At 58.6% G+C, this 17,525-nt stretch carries 18 protein-coding genes; 12 read left to right on the forward strand and 6 right to left on the reverse strand.

Going from position 1 to position 17,525, the window contains the following annotated elements; all coding sequences use genetic code 11:
• Window positions 1–79: 79 nt before the first annotated feature.
• The gene (locus tag P8A25_RS02585; RefSeq protein WP_146021364.1) at window positions 80–739 is read right to left on the reverse strand and encodes a hypothetical protein; all 660 of its coding nucleotides are present in this window, start codon (window positions 737–739) and stop codon (window positions 80–82) included.
• Window positions 740–968: 229 nt separating this feature from the next.
• On the opposite strand from P8A25_RS02585, the gene P8A25_RS02590 reads away from it, so the two are divergent.
• From P8A25_RS02590 to P8A25_RS02600, 3 genes are read left to right on the forward strand one after another with little or no spacing between them, the layout of a single operon-like run.
• On the forward strand, window positions 969–2,015 hold the full coding sequence (locus tag P8A25_RS02590; protein ID WP_215442444.1) for an ABC transporter substrate-binding protein: 1,047 nt from the start codon (window positions 969–971) through the stop codon (window positions 2,013–2,015).
• Window positions 2,012–2,800: an ABC transporter ATP-binding protein gene (locus P8A25_RS02595; protein WP_215442445.1), complete on the forward strand. Its 789-nt coding sequence runs from the start codon at window positions 2,012–2,014 to the stop codon at window positions 2,798–2,800. The genes P8A25_RS02590 and P8A25_RS02595 overlap by 4 nt, the downstream gene beginning before the upstream one ends.
• Complete coding sequence (locus tag P8A25_RS02600; protein ID WP_022396540.1) at window positions 2,797–3,588, forward strand: ABC transporter permease; 792 nt, start codon at window positions 2,797–2,799, stop codon at window positions 3,586–3,588. The genes P8A25_RS02595 and P8A25_RS02600 overlap by 4 nt, the downstream gene beginning before the upstream one ends.
• Before the next feature lie 56 nt (window positions 3,589–3,644).
• Here the strand turns inward: P8A25_RS02600 and lpxD are convergent, their stop codons facing one another.
• Window positions 3,645–4,682 (reverse strand): UDP-3-O-(3-hydroxymyristoyl)glucosamine N-acyltransferase, encoded by a 1,038-nt coding sequence (lpxD, locus tag P8A25_RS02605; protein WP_102721935.1) that lies wholly within the window; start codon window positions 4,680–4,682, stop codon window positions 3,645–3,647.
• Window positions 4,683–4,721: 39 nt separating this feature from the next.
• Complete coding sequence (locus tag P8A25_RS02610) at window positions 4,722–5,318, reverse strand: OmpH family outer membrane protein (protein WP_022396542.1); 597 nt, start codon at window positions 5,316–5,318, stop codon at window positions 4,722–4,724.
• 149 nt (window positions 5,319–5,467) lie between these two features.
• On the opposite strand from P8A25_RS02610, the gene panC reads away from it, so the two are divergent.
• Together panC and P8A25_RS02620 are read left to right on the forward strand one after the other, a co-directional pair.
• A complete protein-coding gene (gene panC / locus P8A25_RS02615; protein WP_215442446.1) occupies window positions 5,468–6,313 on the forward strand; it encodes a pantoate--beta-alanine ligase in 846 nt (281 codons plus the stop codon).
• A gap of 29 nt (window positions 6,314–6,342) precedes the next feature.
• Entirely contained in the window at window positions 6,343–6,996 is a 654-nt protein-coding gene (locus tag P8A25_RS02620) for an ABC transporter ATP-binding protein (RefSeq protein ID WP_215442447.1), read from the forward strand.
• A gap of 35 nt (window positions 6,997–7,031) precedes the next feature.
• Here the strand turns inward: P8A25_RS02620 and P8A25_RS02625 are convergent, their stop codons facing one another.
• Window positions 7,032–8,018 (reverse strand): M28 family peptidase, encoded by a 987-nt coding sequence (locus tag P8A25_RS02625; RefSeq protein WP_215442448.1) that lies wholly within the window; start codon window positions 8,016–8,018, stop codon window positions 7,032–7,034.
• Between the two features lie 196 nt (window positions 8,019–8,214).
• Window positions 8,215–8,820: a hypothetical protein gene (locus tag P8A25_RS02630; RefSeq protein ID WP_146018206.1), complete on the reverse strand. Its 606-nt coding sequence runs from the start codon at window positions 8,818–8,820 to the stop codon at window positions 8,215–8,217.
• 328 nt (window positions 8,821–9,148) lie between these two features.
• On the opposite strand from P8A25_RS02630, the gene cdaA reads away from it, so the two are divergent.
• The 4 genes from cdaA to P8A25_RS02650 all read left to right on the forward strand — a co-directional run bounded on the left by cdaA (window position 9,149) and on the right by P8A25_RS02650 (window position 13,085).
• Entirely contained in the window at window positions 9,149–9,940 is a 792-nt protein-coding gene (cdaA, locus tag P8A25_RS02635) for a diadenylate cyclase CdaA (RefSeq protein ID WP_022396547.1), read from the forward strand.
• Window positions 9,918–10,070: a hypothetical protein gene (locus tag P8A25_RS02640; RefSeq protein ID WP_012419453.1), complete on the forward strand. Its 153-nt coding sequence runs from the start codon at window positions 9,918–9,920 to the stop codon at window positions 10,068–10,070. The genes cdaA and P8A25_RS02640 overlap by 23 nt, the downstream gene beginning before the upstream one ends.
• Window positions 10,071–10,082: 12 nt before the next feature.
• Window positions 10,083–10,724, forward strand: a complete 642-nt coding sequence (gene bioD, locus P8A25_RS02645) for a dethiobiotin synthase (RefSeq protein WP_102721928.1) — start codon at window positions 10,083–10,085, stop codon at window positions 10,722–10,724.
• Between the two features lie 192 nt (window positions 10,725–10,916).
• Complete coding sequence (locus P8A25_RS02650) at window positions 10,917–13,085, forward strand: family 20 glycosylhydrolase (protein WP_102726621.1); 2,169 nt, start codon at window positions 10,917–10,919, stop codon at window positions 13,083–13,085.
• Window positions 13,086–13,103: 18 nt separating this feature from the next.
• Here the strand turns inward: P8A25_RS02650 and P8A25_RS02655 are convergent, their stop codons facing one another.
• Complete coding sequence (locus P8A25_RS02655; RefSeq protein ID WP_251828028.1) at window positions 13,104–14,483, reverse strand: nucleotide pyrophosphatase/phosphodiesterase family protein; 1,380 nt, start codon at window positions 14,481–14,483, stop codon at window positions 13,104–13,106.
• An 80-nt stretch (window positions 14,484–14,563) separates the two neighbouring features.
• Here P8A25_RS02655 and rph point away from each other — a divergent pair, with 80 nt between their 5' ends.
• From rph to P8A25_RS02670, 3 genes are all read left to right on the forward strand, one after another.
• Window positions 14,564–15,355 carry a ribonuclease PH gene (gene rph / locus P8A25_RS02660; protein ID WP_251828029.1) on the forward strand — a complete coding sequence of 264 codons (792 nt, stop codon included), beginning with the start codon at window positions 14,564–14,566 and terminating at the stop codon, window positions 15,353–15,355.
• 191 nt (window positions 15,356–15,546) lie between these two features.
• A complete protein-coding gene (locus P8A25_RS02665; protein ID WP_022396552.1) occupies window positions 15,547–16,305 on the forward strand; it encodes a type II secretion system protein in 759 nt (252 codons plus the stop codon).
• A gap of 349 nt (window positions 16,306–16,654) precedes the next feature.
• The gene (locus tag P8A25_RS02670; protein WP_102726618.1) at window positions 16,655–17,503 is read left to right on the forward strand and encodes a PEP-CTERM sorting domain-containing protein; all 849 of its coding nucleotides are present in this window, start codon (window positions 16,655–16,657) and stop codon (window positions 17,501–17,503) included.
• Window positions 17,504–17,525 lie beyond the last annotated feature (22 nt).

Raw genomic sequence — 17,525 nt, forward strand, 5'->3', positions numbered from 1 at the left:
TGCGGCAGTCTTCCGCGGGGCGATGCCCGTTGATCCTGGGGCGGCTGTTTCCTCCGTGGAATGGCCGCCCCGGCTTTTTTCAGTTCCTGGTTTGCCGGGAGGCGCGTTTTTCCGCCAGGTGCATGCAGCCGAGGACGAGGGCTATGATGACCAGCGGACCCAGGATGTCCGCATACCCCACCATGCCCGTGTTCACGGGGGCCACGCAGAGCAGGAACCACCAGGCCAGGGTCAGCAGGCGGAGCAGGGGCGGAGCTCCGTTGCCGGAGAGGAAGACGTAGATGACGAGAGCCCATAGCTGCGGGAAACGGGGCAGCGTGACCAGCCATTCCCGGTGGTCCCCGCCGGGCCAGACAAGCGTGCCGTAGGAGCCGGCTGCGGGGAGGTCGCCCCACATGGCTCCCGCGGGAAGCGCCAGGTTCATCAGCAGGTTCAGGAGCAGTCCCGCATAAACGGCGATCATCAGGGCCCTCCATTGGGCGCCCGTACGCACCGCCAGGAACAGGAAAGCGGGCACCAGCAGGAAAGGCGTCAGTTCCAGCGCTCCCATCCAGGCGGGGAGGACGGTGCCTATTTCAGCGTAGCGGTCCGCGCCCTGTGGAACGGCGGAAAGAAGAGCCCAGTACAGGAGCATCAGGAGAATGCAGCGGTACCTGGCACCCTGGCCCACCGGGCGTTCCTCATCCGGAGGAAGGCCCAGCCATGCTCCGGAATGGGGCTGGTTGGAGGGGTACTGCATGGCGGGTTGGGAATGGAGCCTTTTGTAACGGGAATAGACGGCTTTGTCAATAAAGCCCGGTTCAGGTCCGGAACCGGGATTGTTTTTCAACAAAATGGGCATTCCTGCTGTCCACATTGTGACAAAGTTGTTGCCATCGGATTCTTGCCGCGGGCGGCTTCTTCTGCTAGTCGGTGCCTGAAAGGGCGCGGAAAAATGGCTGTGCCCCAGTAACTCATTCCTTTTGATTATGTCCCATTCCAGATTCCTGACGATTTTACCGGCCCTGTTTTTCTGCCTGCTGGCTGTTTCCTGCGGAAAGAAGGAGAAGGACGATCCGAACGTCATTGAATTGAACTTCGGCCATTTTCCCAACGTGACGCATGTGCAGGGCCTGGTGGCACACCATTTTTCCCGGCAGGGGAAGGGGTGGTTTGAGGAACGGCTGAAGGAGGCCACCGGAAAGGATGTCAGGATCAACTGGTACGTATACAATGCCGGCCCCAGCGCCATGGAGGCCGTGTTTGCCCGCTCCATTGAATTGGCTTACGTGGGGCCCAGCCCGGCCATCAATGCGTTTGTGCGTTCCCGCGGGGATGATATCAGGATGATTGCCGGGGCCGTGGAAGGAGGCGCCGCCCTGGTGGTTCCGGAGGATTCCACCCTGAAGGAGCCTGCTGATTTCCGCGGCAAGGTGATTGCCACTCCCCAGCTGGGGAATACGCAGGATGTTTCCGCCCGCGCCTGGTTTTCCCGCGGCGGCCTGCACGTGACGCAGCGCGGCGGGGACGTGACGATTTTGCCCACCCCCAATCCGGAGCAGCTCAGCCTGTTCCGGCAGGGCAAGCTGGACGGCGTGTGGACGGTGGAGCCGTGGGTGAGTCGCCTGGTGATGACGGCGGGGGGAAAGGTGCTGGTGAACGAGAAGGAGTCCATCGCTACCGTGCTGGTATGCGGAGCGGATTTCCTCAAGGAGAAGCCGGAGGTGGCGAAGGCCTTGGTGCAGGCGCATGAAGAGCTGAATGAATGGATCAGGCAGCATCCGGAGGAGGCCCGGGCGATCGTGGTCAAGGAACTGGAGGAACTGACCCATTCCAGGATAGACCCGGCGTTGATTGCGGAGGCCTGGAAGAGCATCGTCATGAAGGACAGGATTTCCATTCCCAAGCTCCAGCAGTTTGTGCGGGACGCCCATGAGGCCGGTTTCATGAAAGAGGTTCCGGACGTGGGCGGCCTGGTAGTGCCTGAGGCGGCGGAGGAACAGTTGACCATGGTGAAGGAGGCTGCCGGAAGATGATTGTGGGTGAAGAACATTGCGGCCCCGGAGGGTGCAAGCTCCGCATTGCCGGCGTGAGCAAGGTGTTTGACGGGCGGCGCGGAAAGGTGGTGGCGCTGGAGGGCATCAATTTGAATATCAGGAGCGGCGAGTTCGTCTGCCTGGTGGGGGCCAGCGGCTGCGGAAAGACTTCCCTGCTGAATATCATCGCCGGGCTGGAGTTTCCCACTTCCGGGGTGGTTGAACTGGACGGGGTTCCCGTGACGGGGCCCGGACGGGACCGCACCGTGATGTTCCAGGAGTCCGCCCTGTTTCCGTGGCTGGACGTGATGGGGAACGTAATGTTCGGCCTGAAGCTGACGCCCGGCCTGACGCGGGGGGACCGGCTCGCCATTGCGGAGAAGAATCTGGAGCTGGTAGGGCTGAAGGAATGCGCGCATTCCCATATTCATGAACTTTCCGGCGGGATGAAGCAGCGCGTGGCGCTTGCCCGCGCCCTGGCTACCAGCCCCCGCATCCTGCTGATGGACGAGCCTTTTGCCGCCCTGGACGCCATGACCCGCGAACAGCTTTACCAGGATATTCAGGATATCCATTTCCGTTGCGGCATGACGATCGTTTTCGTCACGCACAATATGCGCGAGGCCGTGTGCCTGGGGGACCGCGTGGTGCTGTTTACTCCGCATCCGGGCCGGGTCTGTGAGGAGTATTTCGTGGACCTCCCCCATCCCAGGGACATCAACAGCCGCGATCTGGCGCAATTGTCATCCCGCATCACCCGTGATTTGAAAGGAGCCATGGCATGAACAGGAACAAATGGTCCAAGTGGGGCGCCCATGCCTGCTCGCTCGTGTTTTTCATTCTCGTGATCTGGTTGTGGCAGTATTTGAGCGACCAGAAGGTCTGGAAGCCCTATTTGTTTCCCTCTCCGCTGGAGGTGTGGGAGTATTTATGCTCCTCCTTCCTGGACGGATCTCTGGAGGAAGCTTCATGGATTACTGTGAAGAGGCTGGTGATGGGGTATGGAATAGGCCTGGTGATGGGGATTCCCCTGGGCATGCTGTGTTCCCGCTTCCAGCTCATGCAGAATACCCTGGGCCTCGTTTCCCTGGGGTTCCAGGCCCTCCCGAGCGTATGCTGGGTTCCGCTGGCTACCCTGTGGTTCGGCCAGACGGAGGGGGCCATGCTGTTCGTGGTGATCATGGGGACGCTGTGGTCCGTGATTCTGGCGACGGCCAACGGCATGAGGAACGTTCCGCCCATTTATGCCCGCGCAGCGCGCACCATGGGCGCTGGCCCCATTTATTGCCTGATTCACGTGACGCTGCCTGCCTCCGCCCCGTTTGTGGTGAGCGGGATGAAGCAGGGCTGGGCCTTTGCGTGGCGTTCCCTGATGGCGGCGGAAATTTTCGTTCCCATCCTGACCGGCTTCGGCCTGGGGCAGCTTCTGCACTTCGGCCGGGAGTTGAACGCGATGAACCAGGTGGTGGGCATCATGTTCGTGATCGTGGTGATCGGCCTGCTGTCTGACAAGATTCTGTTTTCCCCGCTGGAACGGTTCCTGCACCGCCGCTGGGGGACGGGGCAGGCCTGAGGGCTGCGCCTTGCAGACACAGATGAGCTGGTTGCGTCCGGCGAGGGGAAAGCCCGTTACTTGCCGGGGGATTCCAGGTTCCTTTTAAGAGCGTGGACTTCCTTGATGAGGGCCGGGAGCTTTTTGAGCGCGGCATACTGGCGGCTGGCGTCCTTGAACGGAGATGCCGGGAAACCCCAGTAGGCGACGTTTTCCGGGATGTCCGAGATGACTCCCGTTTTGGCTCCCAGAACGGATTTCGAACCGATTTTAAGGTGTCCGGAGATGCCGACCTGGGCGGCGATGGTTGCATAGTCGCCGACTTGGGTGCTGCCGGCGATTCCGGATTGGGCGACAATCACGCAATGCTTGCCGACGACGACGTTGTGGCCGAGCTGGATAAGGTTGTCTATCTTGGTGCCTTCCCCCACGATGGTGCGGCCGAACCTGGCACGGTCAATGGTGGTGTTGGCTCCTACGTCCACGTCGTCCCCCAGCTCCACGATGCCCACCTGGTCAATGCCCACGTAACGGCCGTTGTCTCCCATCAGGAAGCCGAAGCCGTCGGAACCGATGACGGCCCCCGGCTGGATGGTCACCCGGCTGCCGAGCTTGCAGCGTTCCCGGATGATGACATGGGCGTGCAGGCGGCAGTTTTCCCCTATCGTGACGCCGTCCCCGATGTCGCAGCCGTTGCCGATGTCCGTGCCGTCGCCAATTACGCAATGGGCGCCGATGCAGGTATAGGCGCCCACATGGATTTTGTCCGGATTGAAGGTGGCCGTGGGGTCGATAATAGCTGTGGGATGGATGCCGGGCGTGAACCGGTAGGCGGAAGCCATGAAGTATTTCACCAGGGCGTTGAATGCCATGGAAGGATTGTCCACTTCCACAAAGGCGACGTTTTCCGGGTACGCGGGCAGGGCCGGAGGCACCAGGACGATTCCGGCGGAGGTGTGAAGAAAGTCTTCGAAGTATTTCTCGTTGCCGAGGAAGGAGGCTTCCTCATGAGATGCGTCGAGAAGAGAAGCGACCCCGAACACAGTCAGTTCGGGGTCGCCAGAAAGGATTTTCCCCCCGGTGAGGGCGGCCACGGCTTCAAGTGTAAGCTTCATGGGAGTATGATTCCGCCTTCCCGGGGGTAATGTCAAGGGTTAGTTGGCCGGGGCCGCGGGAGCGGCAGGAACGGCCGGGGTCTTTTTCTTGGTGGGGTCAAAGCCCTTGGGAGCGTCCTTGTTGAGTTCCTTCATCACGGAGGGGGTGATGTCCATGCTGGGCTTCGTGTACACGAAGACCTGGTTGGAACGGAGAGCCTGGGCGCTCTTATCCAGAATGAGGTCATAGTTGCCCTTGGTGGCGATGCCTTCCGTGATCTTGGTGATTTCACCCATGATCTTGGTGGAGCGCACCTTCATCTGTTCCTGAAGGGACTTGAGCTGGCGTTCCACGAAGCCGCGGCGTTCCTGTTCCAGCGCGATGACTTCCTGACGCTTGATCTGGGCTTTCTGTTCCAGCTCCTTCTTGTCCTTTTCATTCAGCATGGGATCCTGAAGCTGTTTGACCATGTCGTTGAAGTCGGCTTCCATCTTCTTGATGGTTTCCGCGCGGGTGTTGTTGGTTTCCTGTACGGTCTGGGCAGCCTTGTCTACTTCTGCCTGGGCTTCATGGGTCTTATAGTAGTCGGCGAAGAGTTTCTGCACGTCCACCGTTGCTACTTTAAGTTCGGCGTTGGCAGTGGCGCTTAATGCCATTGCAGCTGATACACATAATGCTGTTTTGAAGAATCTCATAATTTTTAGCGTCTTCTGACTTTGCCAGTTTACATGTGGAACGGCATGCGTCAACCTTCTAGCTATATTTCAGGATTGAACTTTTGTCATCATGGGGCCACTTTAGGCGCATGCAAACATTTTCCACCAAGGCCCAGTTGAAGGCGGCCCTTCTCAAGCATCACCGCAAGCATGACCACGTGGTTCTCGTTCCCACGATGGGAGCGCTTCACGACGGGCACCGCGCCCTGCTGGAACAGGCCCGCAAGCTGGCCGGGGAGGACGGCGTGGTGGTGGCCAGCATTTTCGTCAATCCCATCCAGTTCAACAATTCCTCCGACCTCCAGACCTATCCCCGCACCCCTGAAAAGGATTTGGAGGTGTGCGAGGGAGCGGGCGTGGATTACGTGTTTTCTCCCTCCCCGGAGGAGATGTATTCCGGGGAGCGCAGCATTACCGTGGAGGAGAGCTTTTTATCCGCTACGCTGTGCGGGGCGTCCCGCCCCGGACATTTTTCCGGCGTCTGCACGGTGCTTGCCAAGTTGTTCAACCTGGTGCAGCCCACGGACGCCATTTTCGGCAAGAAGGATTACCAGCAGCTGGCGATTATCCGCCACATGGTGCGTGACCTGGATTTCCCGGTGCACATCCACGGGGCGGAGATTGTGAGGCACGGGAACGGCCTGGCCTATTCCTCCCGGAACGCCCGTCTGACGGCGGAACAGAAAGAGCAGGCCGTGGTGATACGGAAGGCCATGCTTCAGGCCAGGGACGAGTTCCGGGCCGGAACGGATGTCCGGACGGTGAAGGAACATGCCGCTGCCATGATTGGGGCCGTGCCCGGCACGCGCATCGATTATCTGGAGATTGTGGATGCGGAGACGATGCAGCCGCTGGAGGAGAACCGGAATCCGGCCCTGATGGCCGCCGCCGTCTATTTTGGCGACGTGCGTCTTATTGACAATATAGAACTTTAATCCGGCACGGATTCCCTTATACTGCGCCCGTGATTACCGCCGCCAACCTCCACCGCAGCTATTCCATCGGCAAGAAATCCATTGAGATCCTGCACGGGGTGGACCTGCACATTGCCGCTGGGGAGAAGGTGTTCCTGTGCGGTCCCAGCGGAGCCGGCAAGACCACGCTGATGTACACGCTGGCCGGGCTGGAGACGCCCCAGGAGGGAAAGGTGACGATTGACGGCACGGATATTTACGCCTTGTCCGCCACGGCGCGGTCCGTGTTCCGGAACCGGAACATGGGATTCATTTTCCAGAATTACCTGCTGATGCCGGAGCTGACGGCGCTGGAAAACGCGTGCCTGGCTTCCTCCATCGGCAGGAGGCCGCGCGTGGAGTACGTGACGGAGCTGATGGCGCGCGTGGGCCTGTCCCACCGCCTGAACCATCTGCCCAGCGAGCTGAGCGGCGGGGAGCAGCAGCGCGTGGCGATCGCCCGCGCCCTGGCGAATGACGCCCCGATTATTTTTGCAGATGAACCTACCGGGAACCTGGACCGGAAGAACGGCGTGGAGGTGCTGGACCTTTTGTTCGGCCTGGCGGACGAATCCCGCAAGACGCTGGTAATCGTGACGCATGACGAACACCTGGCCCGCCGGGGGGACCGCATCATCACGATCATGGACGGGCAGGCGGTCTGAGGCCGTCCGGTCCTGCAAGTTTTTTATCTCTCCTTTTATTTGCCGTCCGCCGCCAAATGCAGGACGGCCTGGTGCACGCCCCGGACCACCTGGGCCATGCGGCGGTAGTCCAGCGTTTCCGGCAGGTCTCCGGACTGATGGTAGTTCGGGTTCCGGAAGAAGGAGGTGTCCGTAATCATGACGGCGGGCAGGTCTTTGGCCCAGAAGTTGCGGTGGTCGGAGAAGTTCATGCACATGCCCTTGATTTCCGGCAGGTTCAGGCGGACGGTAGGCAGGAAGGACTGCATGTTTTTCTGGACTGTCCGCGCCAGCCTGACGCTGTCCCAGTTGCCGACGATGGCGATGAAGTCCCCCTTGTCCGGGTACAGGGCGCCCATGCCCGCGGCGGGGTAGGACTGGCTGTTTTCCTTGTCCGAGAAGTAGCCGATCATTTCCAGGCAGATCATGGCTTTCACGCCTATCTGTTCCGTATAAAGTTTTTGGGCGTGCTGCGCGCTGCCCATCTGTTCCGTGCCGAAGTAGGGCGGTTCCTCGTTGGCATACGCGATGAGTTCAATGGTGTCATGGGGGGAGATGCCCTTGAGCATGCGCCCCAGGGCCAGCAGTCCGGCTACGCCGCTGGCGTTGTCGTCCGCTCCGGGGGTGCTTCCGCAGGTGTCGTAATGAGCGCCGACGATGACCCTTTTGGCGGATTTGCCGGGGAAAACGGCGCTGACGTTGACGAAGGTGCGCTTGTCCGCCGTGAAAGGCTGGTACGTGACCGCGGCTCCCGATTCCGACAGGGACCGGGCGATGTATTGGACCGCCCTGGCCTGGTTCTTTTCATAATCCGCCGGGCGCGGGTGGCAGGTTTTGGCCAGGTAGAGGACGTCCTTTTTCAGTTCCTGCTCCAGCCCCGGGCGGACGGCCGCGGCGGGAGCGCCGCCGGCCGCGGGGGTGGTGCAGTGGGAAATGATGCAGCCCGTGGAGACGGTGAGGATGGCCAGGGCGGAAAACAGAGAGAGATAAACCCGGAGCTTCATGCTCCCTTTATATCAATCTATGTCTGGCGTGACAATTTCAATGTGAGAGGTCTAATATGGAGTATTCCTGCATGTTTTTCTCAGCAAATCATAAATCGCCGTTTTTTACCGGTGAGGCGGCAAGAGGGATAACACCGGACCCCTGAATACAGCCTGTATTTTATATGGAAAAGGGAGCAATCTACTCTTTTTAGAATTAGGAAAGAGTTGCTGAATGTCCGGCGAAACTGAAGTTTACTGGAGCGGTGAGATTAACGGGCCTCACTAGGATGGTCATTTGAACGTTCCGGTTGAATTGACAATGTTGTTGTTCACTGAAGGAATAACCTTGGGAAAATCGATCGTCATCACTTCCATAAGCATCAATCTTATTTTCCGGATCAAAGATAAGATGTTTGCCTTGTTTATTCTTTGTCAGGAGAACGGCATGCCGTTCATCGCCACTTGCGTTGGAGGCGGTAACGATCACACTTGGGTAACCTAACTGAGCCCAAAGAATATGCAGTAAAATGCACCGTTCCCTGCAAAAGGCGATTCTGCGTTCAAACAAAGTCATCAAAGGGACAATAGGGTTTATTCGATAATATTCCGTTCGTTCCTGTTGCTTGGATTCTACCTCTTCTCCCTGGAGAGGTCGTCCGAAGGTGGTGACGAAATTCCAGATGTCCGCAAAGTCTTCGGAGAGTGCCTGAATACGTGGATAGTTTTCCAGTTTCGTATTTTGAAGAATTCCGTTAATGAGCGCTGTTTCACTTCCATTAGTGTATTCATTATTAAGGAACTGTACGTTTTGTAAATTCATTGTTTTGATTATGTAATGTTTACTGTTTTTATGATTTGGATTTTCTGCTGCATAGGTATCTTCCCAGAGCAGTTTTCTGGTGTTCCGGGTTCGCGCAGAATGGCACACCTGAATTTCCACTATAGGTTTTCGCGCTGATATTGCCTTCTTGCTTTTCCCGAGAGTGCATTACTTTTGCCGAAAGCATCAGACTTCAATCGGAACTTCTCATCTAGAGGGAATCGTCCGATTTTCAGGTTTTCCGTTCGTGGTTGCTTCATCCGGCACAAAAACTGAAGGGAAAGGATCGGTATTGCAATCATGCGGGTTGTTGTGTAGCTTGTTGCGCATGTGGGACTGGATTATGATCAAGGATGCGCTCCGGGCGATCGTTGAAATTTTCATCCTGTGGGTATTCCTGTACCAGATTTACCGCGCTTTCCATGCAACGCGCGGCGCGCGCATCATGGTGGGGCTGTTCGCCTGTTTCCTGGCCTTGGTGGTGCTGGCCTTTTTCTTCCAGTTGAACGTGATTTCATGGATCCTGACGCGCATTTTCGCCCCCGGCCTGGCGCTGGCGCTGGTGGTGATTTTCCAGCCGGAGCTGCGTGTGGGGCTGGCGAAGCTGGGCAGCCATCCGTTCTTCTCCTCCTTCGCCAAGCTTCAGCGGGTTGACTTTCTGGACAATTTCTGCAAGGCGGTGAGCAAGCTTTCCAACCAGCGGTTCGGCGCCCTGTTCGCTTTTGAGCGTAGCATCAGCATGAAGCCCATTGAGGATTCCGGCGTGAAGCTGGACGCCATTTTTTCTCCGGAACTGGCTCTGACGATTTTCCATACCAAGACCGCCCTGCACGACGGAGGCGTGGTGATTTCCGGCGACCGCATTTCCGCGGCGGCCTGCGTGTTCCCGGTTTCCCAGAAGGAGATGAGCGACCGTACCCTGGGGCTGCGCCACCGGGCGGGCGTGGGCATGTCCGAGGAGAGCGACTGCGTGGTGGTGGTGGTGTCCGAGGAAACGGGGGCGATTGCCCTGGCCGTGGGGGGCAAGCTGGAACGCAACCTGACGCCGGAACAGTTGAAGGGCCGCCTTGAAGAGCTATTGAATATTTCTCCTTCCAATGAAAAAACTGCTATTGCTTAACTGGCCGGCCAAGCTGTTCTGCCTGGTGCTGGCTGTGATCATCTGGTCTTTTATCAATCACTGGGTGACCACGAACGACGGCGTGCCCTCCCGTGGGCAGCTTGAGGAGATCAGAAGATCCCATCCCTGAAGATTTACCGTTATGAGGAATTTCATTGTTACCGGAACCGATACGGAAGTCGGTAAGACTTATGTGAGCTGCCTGATCGTCAAGGCCCTGAGAGAAGCGGGCATCAATGCCGCCGGGTTCAAGCCCGTGGCCTGCGGAGACAGGCAGGATGCCCGTCTTCTGCGCGAGGCAGGACCGGCGGGGCTGACGCTGGACGAGCTGAATCCCGTTTTCCTGAAGAACGCCACCTGCCCTTATGTGGCGGCCCGGCTGGAGAATACGCAGGTGGATGAAGGAGCCATCCGCCGCGCCTATGACGCCCTGGCCGCCGCGCATGAATGCGTGCTGGTGGAAGGTGTGGGGGGATGGGAAGTCCCGATAGGCCCCGGCCGGAATTTCAGCGACGTGGCCGCGGATTTCAAGCTGCCCGTGCTGCTGGTGATCGGCAACAAGCTGGGGGCCATCAATCATGCCCTGCTGACGCTGAATGCGGTCAAGGCGCGCGGCCTGGAATGCCTGGGCATTGTGTTTAATAACGTGAAGGATGAATGGGATACGGCCTGCGTGACGAACAGGAGCATGGTGGAGGAGTTTTCCGACGCGCCCATTCTCGGCGAGCTGATCCATGGGCAGGATTCCATGGACATTGACGCCTTGATGGAACGCCTGCGCTGAGCACGGTAGCAGTTTGACGGATGGAAGAAGATGGGGGGAAGAAGCTCTTTCCTCCCCGTTCGTTTCAGGGTGTGAACTGGCGGCGTAGAGGAACCGGCATGTAGTGTTAAAAAGACCAGGGGAGAGGGACAGGTTTTCAGCTCCGGAAGTCCTGTTTTGACAGGAATTGAGACGGGAGGGCGTAAATAAGGAATGTTTTTGTCCAGAGTTTTCAGCATTCCTGTACGGTTTTTTATTGCCCTGCTGGTTTGTTTCCCGTGGGAGCTGCTGGCAGGGGAGGTGGTAACTGCGCCTGTGCCGGAGTTTTCCTCCCCTGCGCTGATTCCCTATCCTTCCAAAGTAGTCTGGGGTAAGGGCGGGGCGCGTTTTAAAAGCGTTCATGTACATTTGGGCCGGGATGTTCCCCGCAGGGATGACCTGGTGAGGGAAATGAAGGATGTATTCAGGATGTCCGGCATTCCGGCTGCCGTGAGCAAGGATGTTTTTGAGGAAGGTTCCCTGACATGGGAGTTAAGCCTGGACGCCGGAATTGAGGGAGAAGCGTATGTCCTGTCCGTCACGCCGGAAAAGACAACTGTCAGGGCAGGGGGCTTTGGCGGTTTTTTCAATGCCCTGCAAACGCTGCGGCAGCTGGTTTCCAAAGAGAAGGAAGGTTTTTTCATGCCGTCCGTGCAGATCAGTGACGAACCCGCCTTCGCCCTGCGGGGTATGATGCTGGACGTGGGGCGCTATTACATGTCTCCCGCGTTTATCAAGGAGCTGATGCGCCGGGTTTCCCGCTACAAGATCAATACGCTGCATTTGCATTTGACGGATGATCCTGCGTGGAGGCTGGAGGTGAAGAAGTATCCGGCTTTGACAGACCGCGCCTTTCACTGGAAGTCACGGTTGCCGGGCAAATTTTATACGCAGGAACAGTTGAAGGACCTGACGGATTATTGCGCCCGGCTGAATATCCAGGTGATTCCGGAGATCGACATGCCGGGGCACAGCCAGCCGTTCGCCAAGGCCATGAAGACCGGCATGCAGACGGAGAAGGGCGTTTCCATATTGAAGGATGTCGTGGACGAGACCGTTGCCCTGTTTCCAGGAAGGTTTTTTCACATGGGGTCCGACGAGGTGCACATTACGATGAAGGATTTTATTCCGCGCATGGCGGAGTATATCCGCGGGAAGGGCAAGGAGGTGATCGTGTGGTCGCCGGGTGGCCCGCACGATAAGGATTCCGTGCTGATGTGCTGGGGCGAGAGCGAGGCCGGAGCCCGGATGGACAAGGGAATGAAGCGCATTGACAGCAATGGCTTTTACATTGACTGGGCTGATTCCCAGTCCGGCGTATACCAGGTGTTTTTCCAGCAGCCCTGCGAGGTGCCGCAGGGGGATGAGAAGGCGTTGGGAGCCATCATGCCCGTGTGGTGCGACGGGAACCTGAGCAGTGAGAAGAGGGTGCTGGAACAGTATCCCCTTTACCCCTGCGTACTGACGTTTGCGGAGCGCGTCTGGCGCGGGAGCGCCACCAAGAGGAAGGATTACATGGCGCAGCTCCCTCCCAGGGGAACAGCCGGATGGGCGGAGTTCCGGGAGTTTGAACAACGGCTGGCTTCCCACCGTGACCGGTTTTTCCGGGACGTTCCCTTTGCGTACGTGAAGCAGGCGGATATAGCCTGGAGCCTGATAGGGCCATTCGACCACCGGGGTAAGAATGACACGTCCTTTGAACCGGAGCGGAAGATTGCGCCTTCCTACCGGGACGGGGACAGGACGCTGGAGTGGAAGAAGACGCCCGTTTACGGTGGAGCCGTGCATATCAGGCACCTTTTTGCGATGTTCAATATGCACCGGAACCAGTACCGGCTGGACCACTGGCCCACGCTGATGTCGGGGGACGTGGGAAAGGGCAGCGGAACCTGCTATGCGCTGACTTCCATCCGCAGCCCGAAGGATCAGGAAGTGTGGCTGATGGTTGGCCTGAACGGCATGTGGGGGCATTCAGGCGGGTACCGCAGTGCCCGTGCTCCGGAGCAGGGGAGCTGGGATTTTTCCGGCGGGGACGTGTGGCTGAACGGAAAGCGCGTGAATCCGCCCAGGTGGCCGTTCAAGAGCCTGCCCTGGACGGATTGGGGGAAAGGCCGCATTGAAGAAGCCCCCCTGACCTGGGAGGGGTATTTCTTCCGTCCCCCCGTGAAGGTGAAGCTCCGCAAGGGATTGAACCGCGTACTGATACGCAGCGTGTTCGGCCACTGGAAGGGGGACAACGGGCAGAGAAGCTGGTTTTTCTGCTGTATTCCCGTCCTGTGGGATGGTGTCCATTACCGGGAGGTTCCGGGCCTGGAATATGATCCCCGCCCGGACGCCCGCTGACAGGCAGGCTTCCTGCCGTCACTCTTTTTCAAAGGCGGAGAGGATGGCCTCATGCACGTCCTGCGCGGAACGGATTTCCGGCAGGGATGCCGGGCCGATGAATACGGGCTGCTGGTTTGCGGGTACCCGGTCCCTGCCATGGGAGCCTTTCACCTGGTCTCCGTTGAGGGGAATGATTTTCATCAGTGCGCGGAAGCCCAGCTTTTTTTTCAGCAGGAAGGCGGCGGCGTGGAACATGGGGAAGGAGAGGGCCGGGTCAAAGAACATTTCCGCCGGATCGTAGCCGGGCTTGCGATGGATGTCTACGCAGCGGGCGAAGTCCGGGGCCCTGGCGTCGTCCAGCCAGTAGTAGTAGGTGAACCACGCATCCGGGGCCGCGACGGCAGTGAAGTCCGGCAGGCGTTCCTGCGCCGCAGGATTCAGGCCGGAGAAGTCCGTTTCCCTGGTTTCCTCCACTCCGGGGGTGGCGGCGAGCAGCGTTTTCACCTCTTCCTTCACGGAAGGGTCGTTGATGTAAATATGGGCTGTCTGATGGTCCGCCACAGCAAAGGCCCGGGAGGCGCCGCAGTCCAGCATTTCCGTACCCATTTCCGGTTTGACGGCGATCCAGCCCCGTTCACGGAAGAGGCGGTTGAGGGCAATGCTGCGGGAGACGTCGGAAATGCCGTATTCACTGAGGATAACGGGGGTGACGCCTTCCTGTTCCAGAAAGTCGACCAGGTCGCAGAGCAAACCGTCCATGGCTTTCGCCGCCCGGGCCGCCTGCATTGAGGAAGGGCCGAATTTCTGAAGGTCATAGTCCAGGTAGGGCAGGTAGATGAGGTTGAGGGCAGGGCGGTGTTTCCGTTCCACCCACCGGGCGGAGTCCGCTATCCATCGGGAGGACTGGATGCCGGCCATGGGGCCCCAGAAGGTGGGGAAGGGGAATTCCCCCAGGTCTTTTTTAATGGTCTCCCGGAGTTCCATGGGCTGGGTGTAGATGTCGAAGACCTTGCGGCCGTCCGCCGGGTACATGGGGCGCGGCGTGATGGTCCAGTCCGCCGTGGAGTACATGTTGTACCACCAGAAGAGCTTGGCACAGGTGAAGCCGGGTCCGTACCGTTCCCGCAGCTTTTCCCAGAGGCGCGGTCCCTGCACCAGTTTGTTGGATTGCTTCCAGAACTGGATTTCACTCATGTTCCGGTTGTACCATCCGTTGCCGGGGATGGCGTGCTCCCGCGAGGAAAGCCCCGTCACATAAGTACTCTGCGCGGAGCAGGTGAGGGCCGGAAAGGCAGGGGGGAAGGAGGAAACGCGCCTCCCCTCCGCCCAGGCGGAGAGTCGCGGCATGTGTTCCATCATCTGGCGGGAAAGGGCCACCACGTCAATGACGGCCACACGGGTGCGAGGGAGTTTCATGGAAGGGATATTAGCGGTTTGATGAGGGAATTCCATCTTTCCATTTGAAAAAAATGGCGGCATCCGTCATGATTCCCCGCATGGAACGTCAGGATAAACGACTTGTGGACCAGTTGCGCCCGATCAGCTTTGAAACGGGGATTGCCCCGAATGCCACGGCCTCCGTGCTGGTGACCTTCGGCCGCACCAAGGTAATTTGCGCCGTTACGATTGAGGAGGATGTCCCCCGCTGGATGAAGGTTCAGCGTGTGGAGGGCGGCTGGCTGACGGCGGAGTATTCCATGCTCCCCTATTCCACGCTTGACCGCAAGCGGCGCGATATTACGGCAGGGAAGCTGGACGGACGTTCCAGCGAAATCCAGCGCCTGATAGGCCGCTCCCTGAGGGCTGCCGTGGACCTGGGCAAGATCGGGCAGCGCACGATCTGGGTGGACTGCGATGTTTTGCAGGCGGACGGGGGCACCCGGACCGCTTCCATCACCGGGGCTTCCGTGGCTCTGGCCATTGCCGTGAACAAGCTGGTGGCGCAAGGCAAGCTGGCGGAGTCTCCCATGAAGAGGCTGGTTTCCGCCGTTTCCGTGGGGATGCTGGGCGGGGAAGCCCTGCTGGACCTTTGCTATGTGGAGGACAAGGATGCGGAGGTGGATATGAACCTGGTGATGACGGACCGCGGTGAGTTTGTGGAAGTGCAGGGCTCCGGGGAGGAGGCCGTGTTTACGGCGGACCAGATGAGCCGGATGCTGGAACTGGGCCGCAAGGGCCTGGAAGAGATTGCCGGGCTTCAGCGCCAGGTGATCGCCGATGCGGACAAGCCGGACGCCGACGCGCTGGAAGGGCTGAGCGCCTTTTTCGGCAGCGGCAGGCAGGCATGAATTTCCCATGGCGCGGGATTGTTCCGGCTCCCCGCAAACGGGGGGGCCGGAGGAATCCCGGCGCCCTTCCAGGCCCAACATTTTTATGAGAATATGCTTGTCCTGACTGGGAAATCACGTTAATAGTAGAGACGAACATAGATAACCACGTACGGTTTTCTTAAACTGTAAACATTCCATCATATCCAACAATGAAAGTATCTTTTGCAACACGCCAGTTACGCAGGGGGTTCACCCTGATCGAACTTTTGGTTGTTATTGCCATTATCGCCCTGCTGGCTTCCGTGGCGTACGGTCCGATTCTGAACCAGATCAACAAGGGCGACCAGATGCAGGCCCTGACCAACATGAAGAACGTGGGTGTGGCGATGAACGAGTTCAAGTCCAACAGCAAGCTGGGCAACTTCCCCGATGACATCACCGCGGACCGCGTGGTGGCGCAGCACAATTACATGAGCGGCCTGGGCGCGCTCCAGGGGGATACCTCCAATGACTACTTCCGCCAGCTTCTGGGCAATGAGTCCGTTTCCGAAAGCAACTTCTACGCCAAAGTGCAGACTCCTTCCGGCGGTTCCACCGTTACTCCCGACGGTGAAATCTATGACGGCAAGGCCCTGACCCCCGGTGAAGTGGGCTTCTCCTACGTCATGCGCAAGGGTGACAATAACAAGAAGGTAGGCATTGGCAGCTCCGTGGGTGAATATCCCCTGATGGTTACTTCCGTGCTCCCCGGTGAAGACGGCAGCACCGTCGTGGCTGGCAACGCCGTCCGCTTTGACCCGGAAAGCTTCCGCGGCAAGGTTCTGATTTTCACGACCGCCCAGAGCGCCAAGACTCTGGAACTGGATGACAACGACAACCTTCAGGACACCTTCATTCCCAAGAGAAGGGGCAAGGATGTCAGTGACCAGTTCCTGATTCTCACGCCTGATTTCAGCGGCCAGGAATAAGTTTTTTCCGTTAGCATGATTTGCACAGGGCGCATCCTTAGGGATGCGTCCTTTTTCATGCCCCTTCACTGGAATCTGGAGCATTCCGAACCGCCGGTCCACACCGTATGACAGAAATGGCCGGCCCGGTAAAAAGAGGCAGCGGCCACGGTTGGTCCGGGAACAAGGAGTAAAAAACGTTGTTGGATTTCCCCATGGTTGTTTGGATTGCATTTGATTAGCTATTTTTTATATCTGCCGCCGGATAGCCGCATGATGGGGCAGCGGAAAGGCGCGGCCCGTGAGCTATTGTCATTTATGGGTCATCCGTTGTGCGCTACGGAGTGGTCATGGTTTCAATACACTTATCATGACCAAGATTGTGATTGCCCTGTTATCCTTAGCGGCGCCACTGGCATGCGCCGCCCTGCCTTCCGGTTCACCCTCCGGAGCCGCCGCCCCTGGTGAGGAGAAGGTGGTTCAAATGAAGGGCGTCATGTCCTTGTCTCCCGCTATGGTCAAGGAGATCAATGAAGGCGGAGCCCTGACTATTTCCTCCCCCTCTTTTCCTTCCGGTTATTATACCGTGTACCGTTTTGTTTCCTCCCGCGGGAATGTAGTGCAGGCTTTTTCCGTGTTGGAGAGGAACCAGCTCCAGGCCCTTGGGATGGCTCTTCCCGTGCAGGTAAAGGCCCGGGAAGAGCTGGATGAAGACGTATCCTGGAAGCTGGAACGGGAAGTGGTAGCCATGTTTTCCTATGGAAGATCCTATATGCCCCATTGTGAGGAAGTCCTGGTGCGGGAGGCCGTGTACGGCCCCTTGTCCGGCGCGATGGTTTCCCATGGCGGCGGCGGAGGATTTTACGGAGGGCCTCCCGGCAGGGGAAACGGGTTTGCCGCCAACCAGCTTAAACCAAGTCTTCCGGATAATGAGGCCAGCTCCAAGCCGTCAGACGACAAGGAGACGCCTGTTTCTCCGGACAGGAAGCCCGACGGAGGGACAGAGGCGGCCGGAGATGAGGCTGTGGCTGATTCCGGGAAGGAAGAGCTTTCTCTGGATTCCCTGCTTACTGAAAATACGGTGCCGACGTCTTCTCCCGATCCCAAGACGCTGCGTTTGCCGGCGTCTCTGAAGGCGGAGGCCGTTCCGGAACCGTCTTCCGCCATGCTGGGCATGTTCGGCATCGCCTGCCTGCTGATGCGGCGCAAGCGGAGTTGAACTCCGGTCCCGTTCTCCATTC

Origin of the sequence: Akkermansia sp. BCRC 18949, assembly GCF_045011645.1 — a bacterium.
GTDB lineage: Bacteria > Verrucomicrobiota > Verrucomicrobiia > Verrucomicrobiales > Akkermansiaceae > Akkermansia > Akkermansia massiliensis.

Coding starts and splice junctions, on each gene's coding strand:
- P8A25_RS02590 (WP_215442444.1), top strand. CDS start 969: ATGTCCCATTCCAGATTCCTGACGATTTTACCGGCCCTGTTTTTCTGC.
- P8A25_RS02670 (WP_102726618.1), top strand. CDS start 16,655: ATGACCAAGATTGTGATTGCCCTGTTATCCTTAGCGGCGCCACTGGCA.
- panC (WP_215442446.1), top strand. CDS start 5,468: ATGCAAACATTTTCCACCAAGGCCCAGTTGAAGGCGGCCCTTCTCAAG.
- P8A25_RS02640 (WP_012419453.1), top strand. CDS start 9,918: ATGAAAAAACTGCTATTGCTTAACTGGCCGGCCAAGCTGTTCTGCCTG.
- P8A25_RS02600 (WP_022396540.1), top strand. CDS start 2,797: ATGAACAGGAACAAATGGTCCAAGTGGGGCGCCCATGCCTGCTCGCTC.
- P8A25_RS02630 (WP_146018206.1), bottom strand. CDS start 8,820: ATGAATTTACAAAACGTACAGTTCCTTAATAATGAATACACTAATGGA.
- P8A25_RS02665 (WP_022396552.1), top strand. CDS start 15,547: ATGAAAGTATCTTTTGCAACACGCCAGTTACGCAGGGGGTTCACCCTG.
- P8A25_RS02585 (WP_146021364.1), bottom strand. CDS start 739: ATGCAGTACCCCTCCAACCAGCCCCATTCCGGAGCATGGCTGGGCCTT.
- P8A25_RS02595 (WP_215442445.1), top strand. CDS start 2,012: ATGATTGTGGGTGAAGAACATTGCGGCCCCGGAGGGTGCAAGCTCCGC.
- P8A25_RS02625 (WP_215442448.1), bottom strand. CDS start 8,018: ATGAAGCTCCGGGTTTATCTCTCTCTGTTTTCCGCCCTGGCCATCCTC.
- rph (WP_251828029.1), top strand. CDS start 14,564: ATGGAACGTCAGGATAAACGACTTGTGGACCAGTTGCGCCCGATCAGC.
- P8A25_RS02650 (WP_102726621.1), top strand. CDS start 10,917: ATGTTTTTGTCCAGAGTTTTCAGCATTCCTGTACGGTTTTTTATTGCC.
- lpxD (WP_102721935.1), bottom strand. CDS start 4,682: ATGAAGCTTACACTTGAAGCCGTGGCCGCCCTCACCGGGGGGAAAATC.
- P8A25_RS02655 (WP_251828028.1), bottom strand. CDS start 14,483: ATGAAACTCCCTCGCACCCGTGTGGCCGTCATTGACGTGGTGGCCCTT.
- P8A25_RS02610 (WP_022396542.1), bottom strand. CDS start 5,318: ATGGCATTAAGCGCCACTGCCAACGCCGAACTTAAAGTAGCAACGGTG.
- bioD (WP_102721928.1), top strand. CDS start 10,083: ATGAGGAATTTCATTGTTACCGGAACCGATACGGAAGTCGGTAAGACT.
- cdaA (WP_022396547.1), top strand. CDS start 9,149: ATGTGGGACTGGATTATGATCAAGGATGCGCTCCGGGCGATCGTTGAA.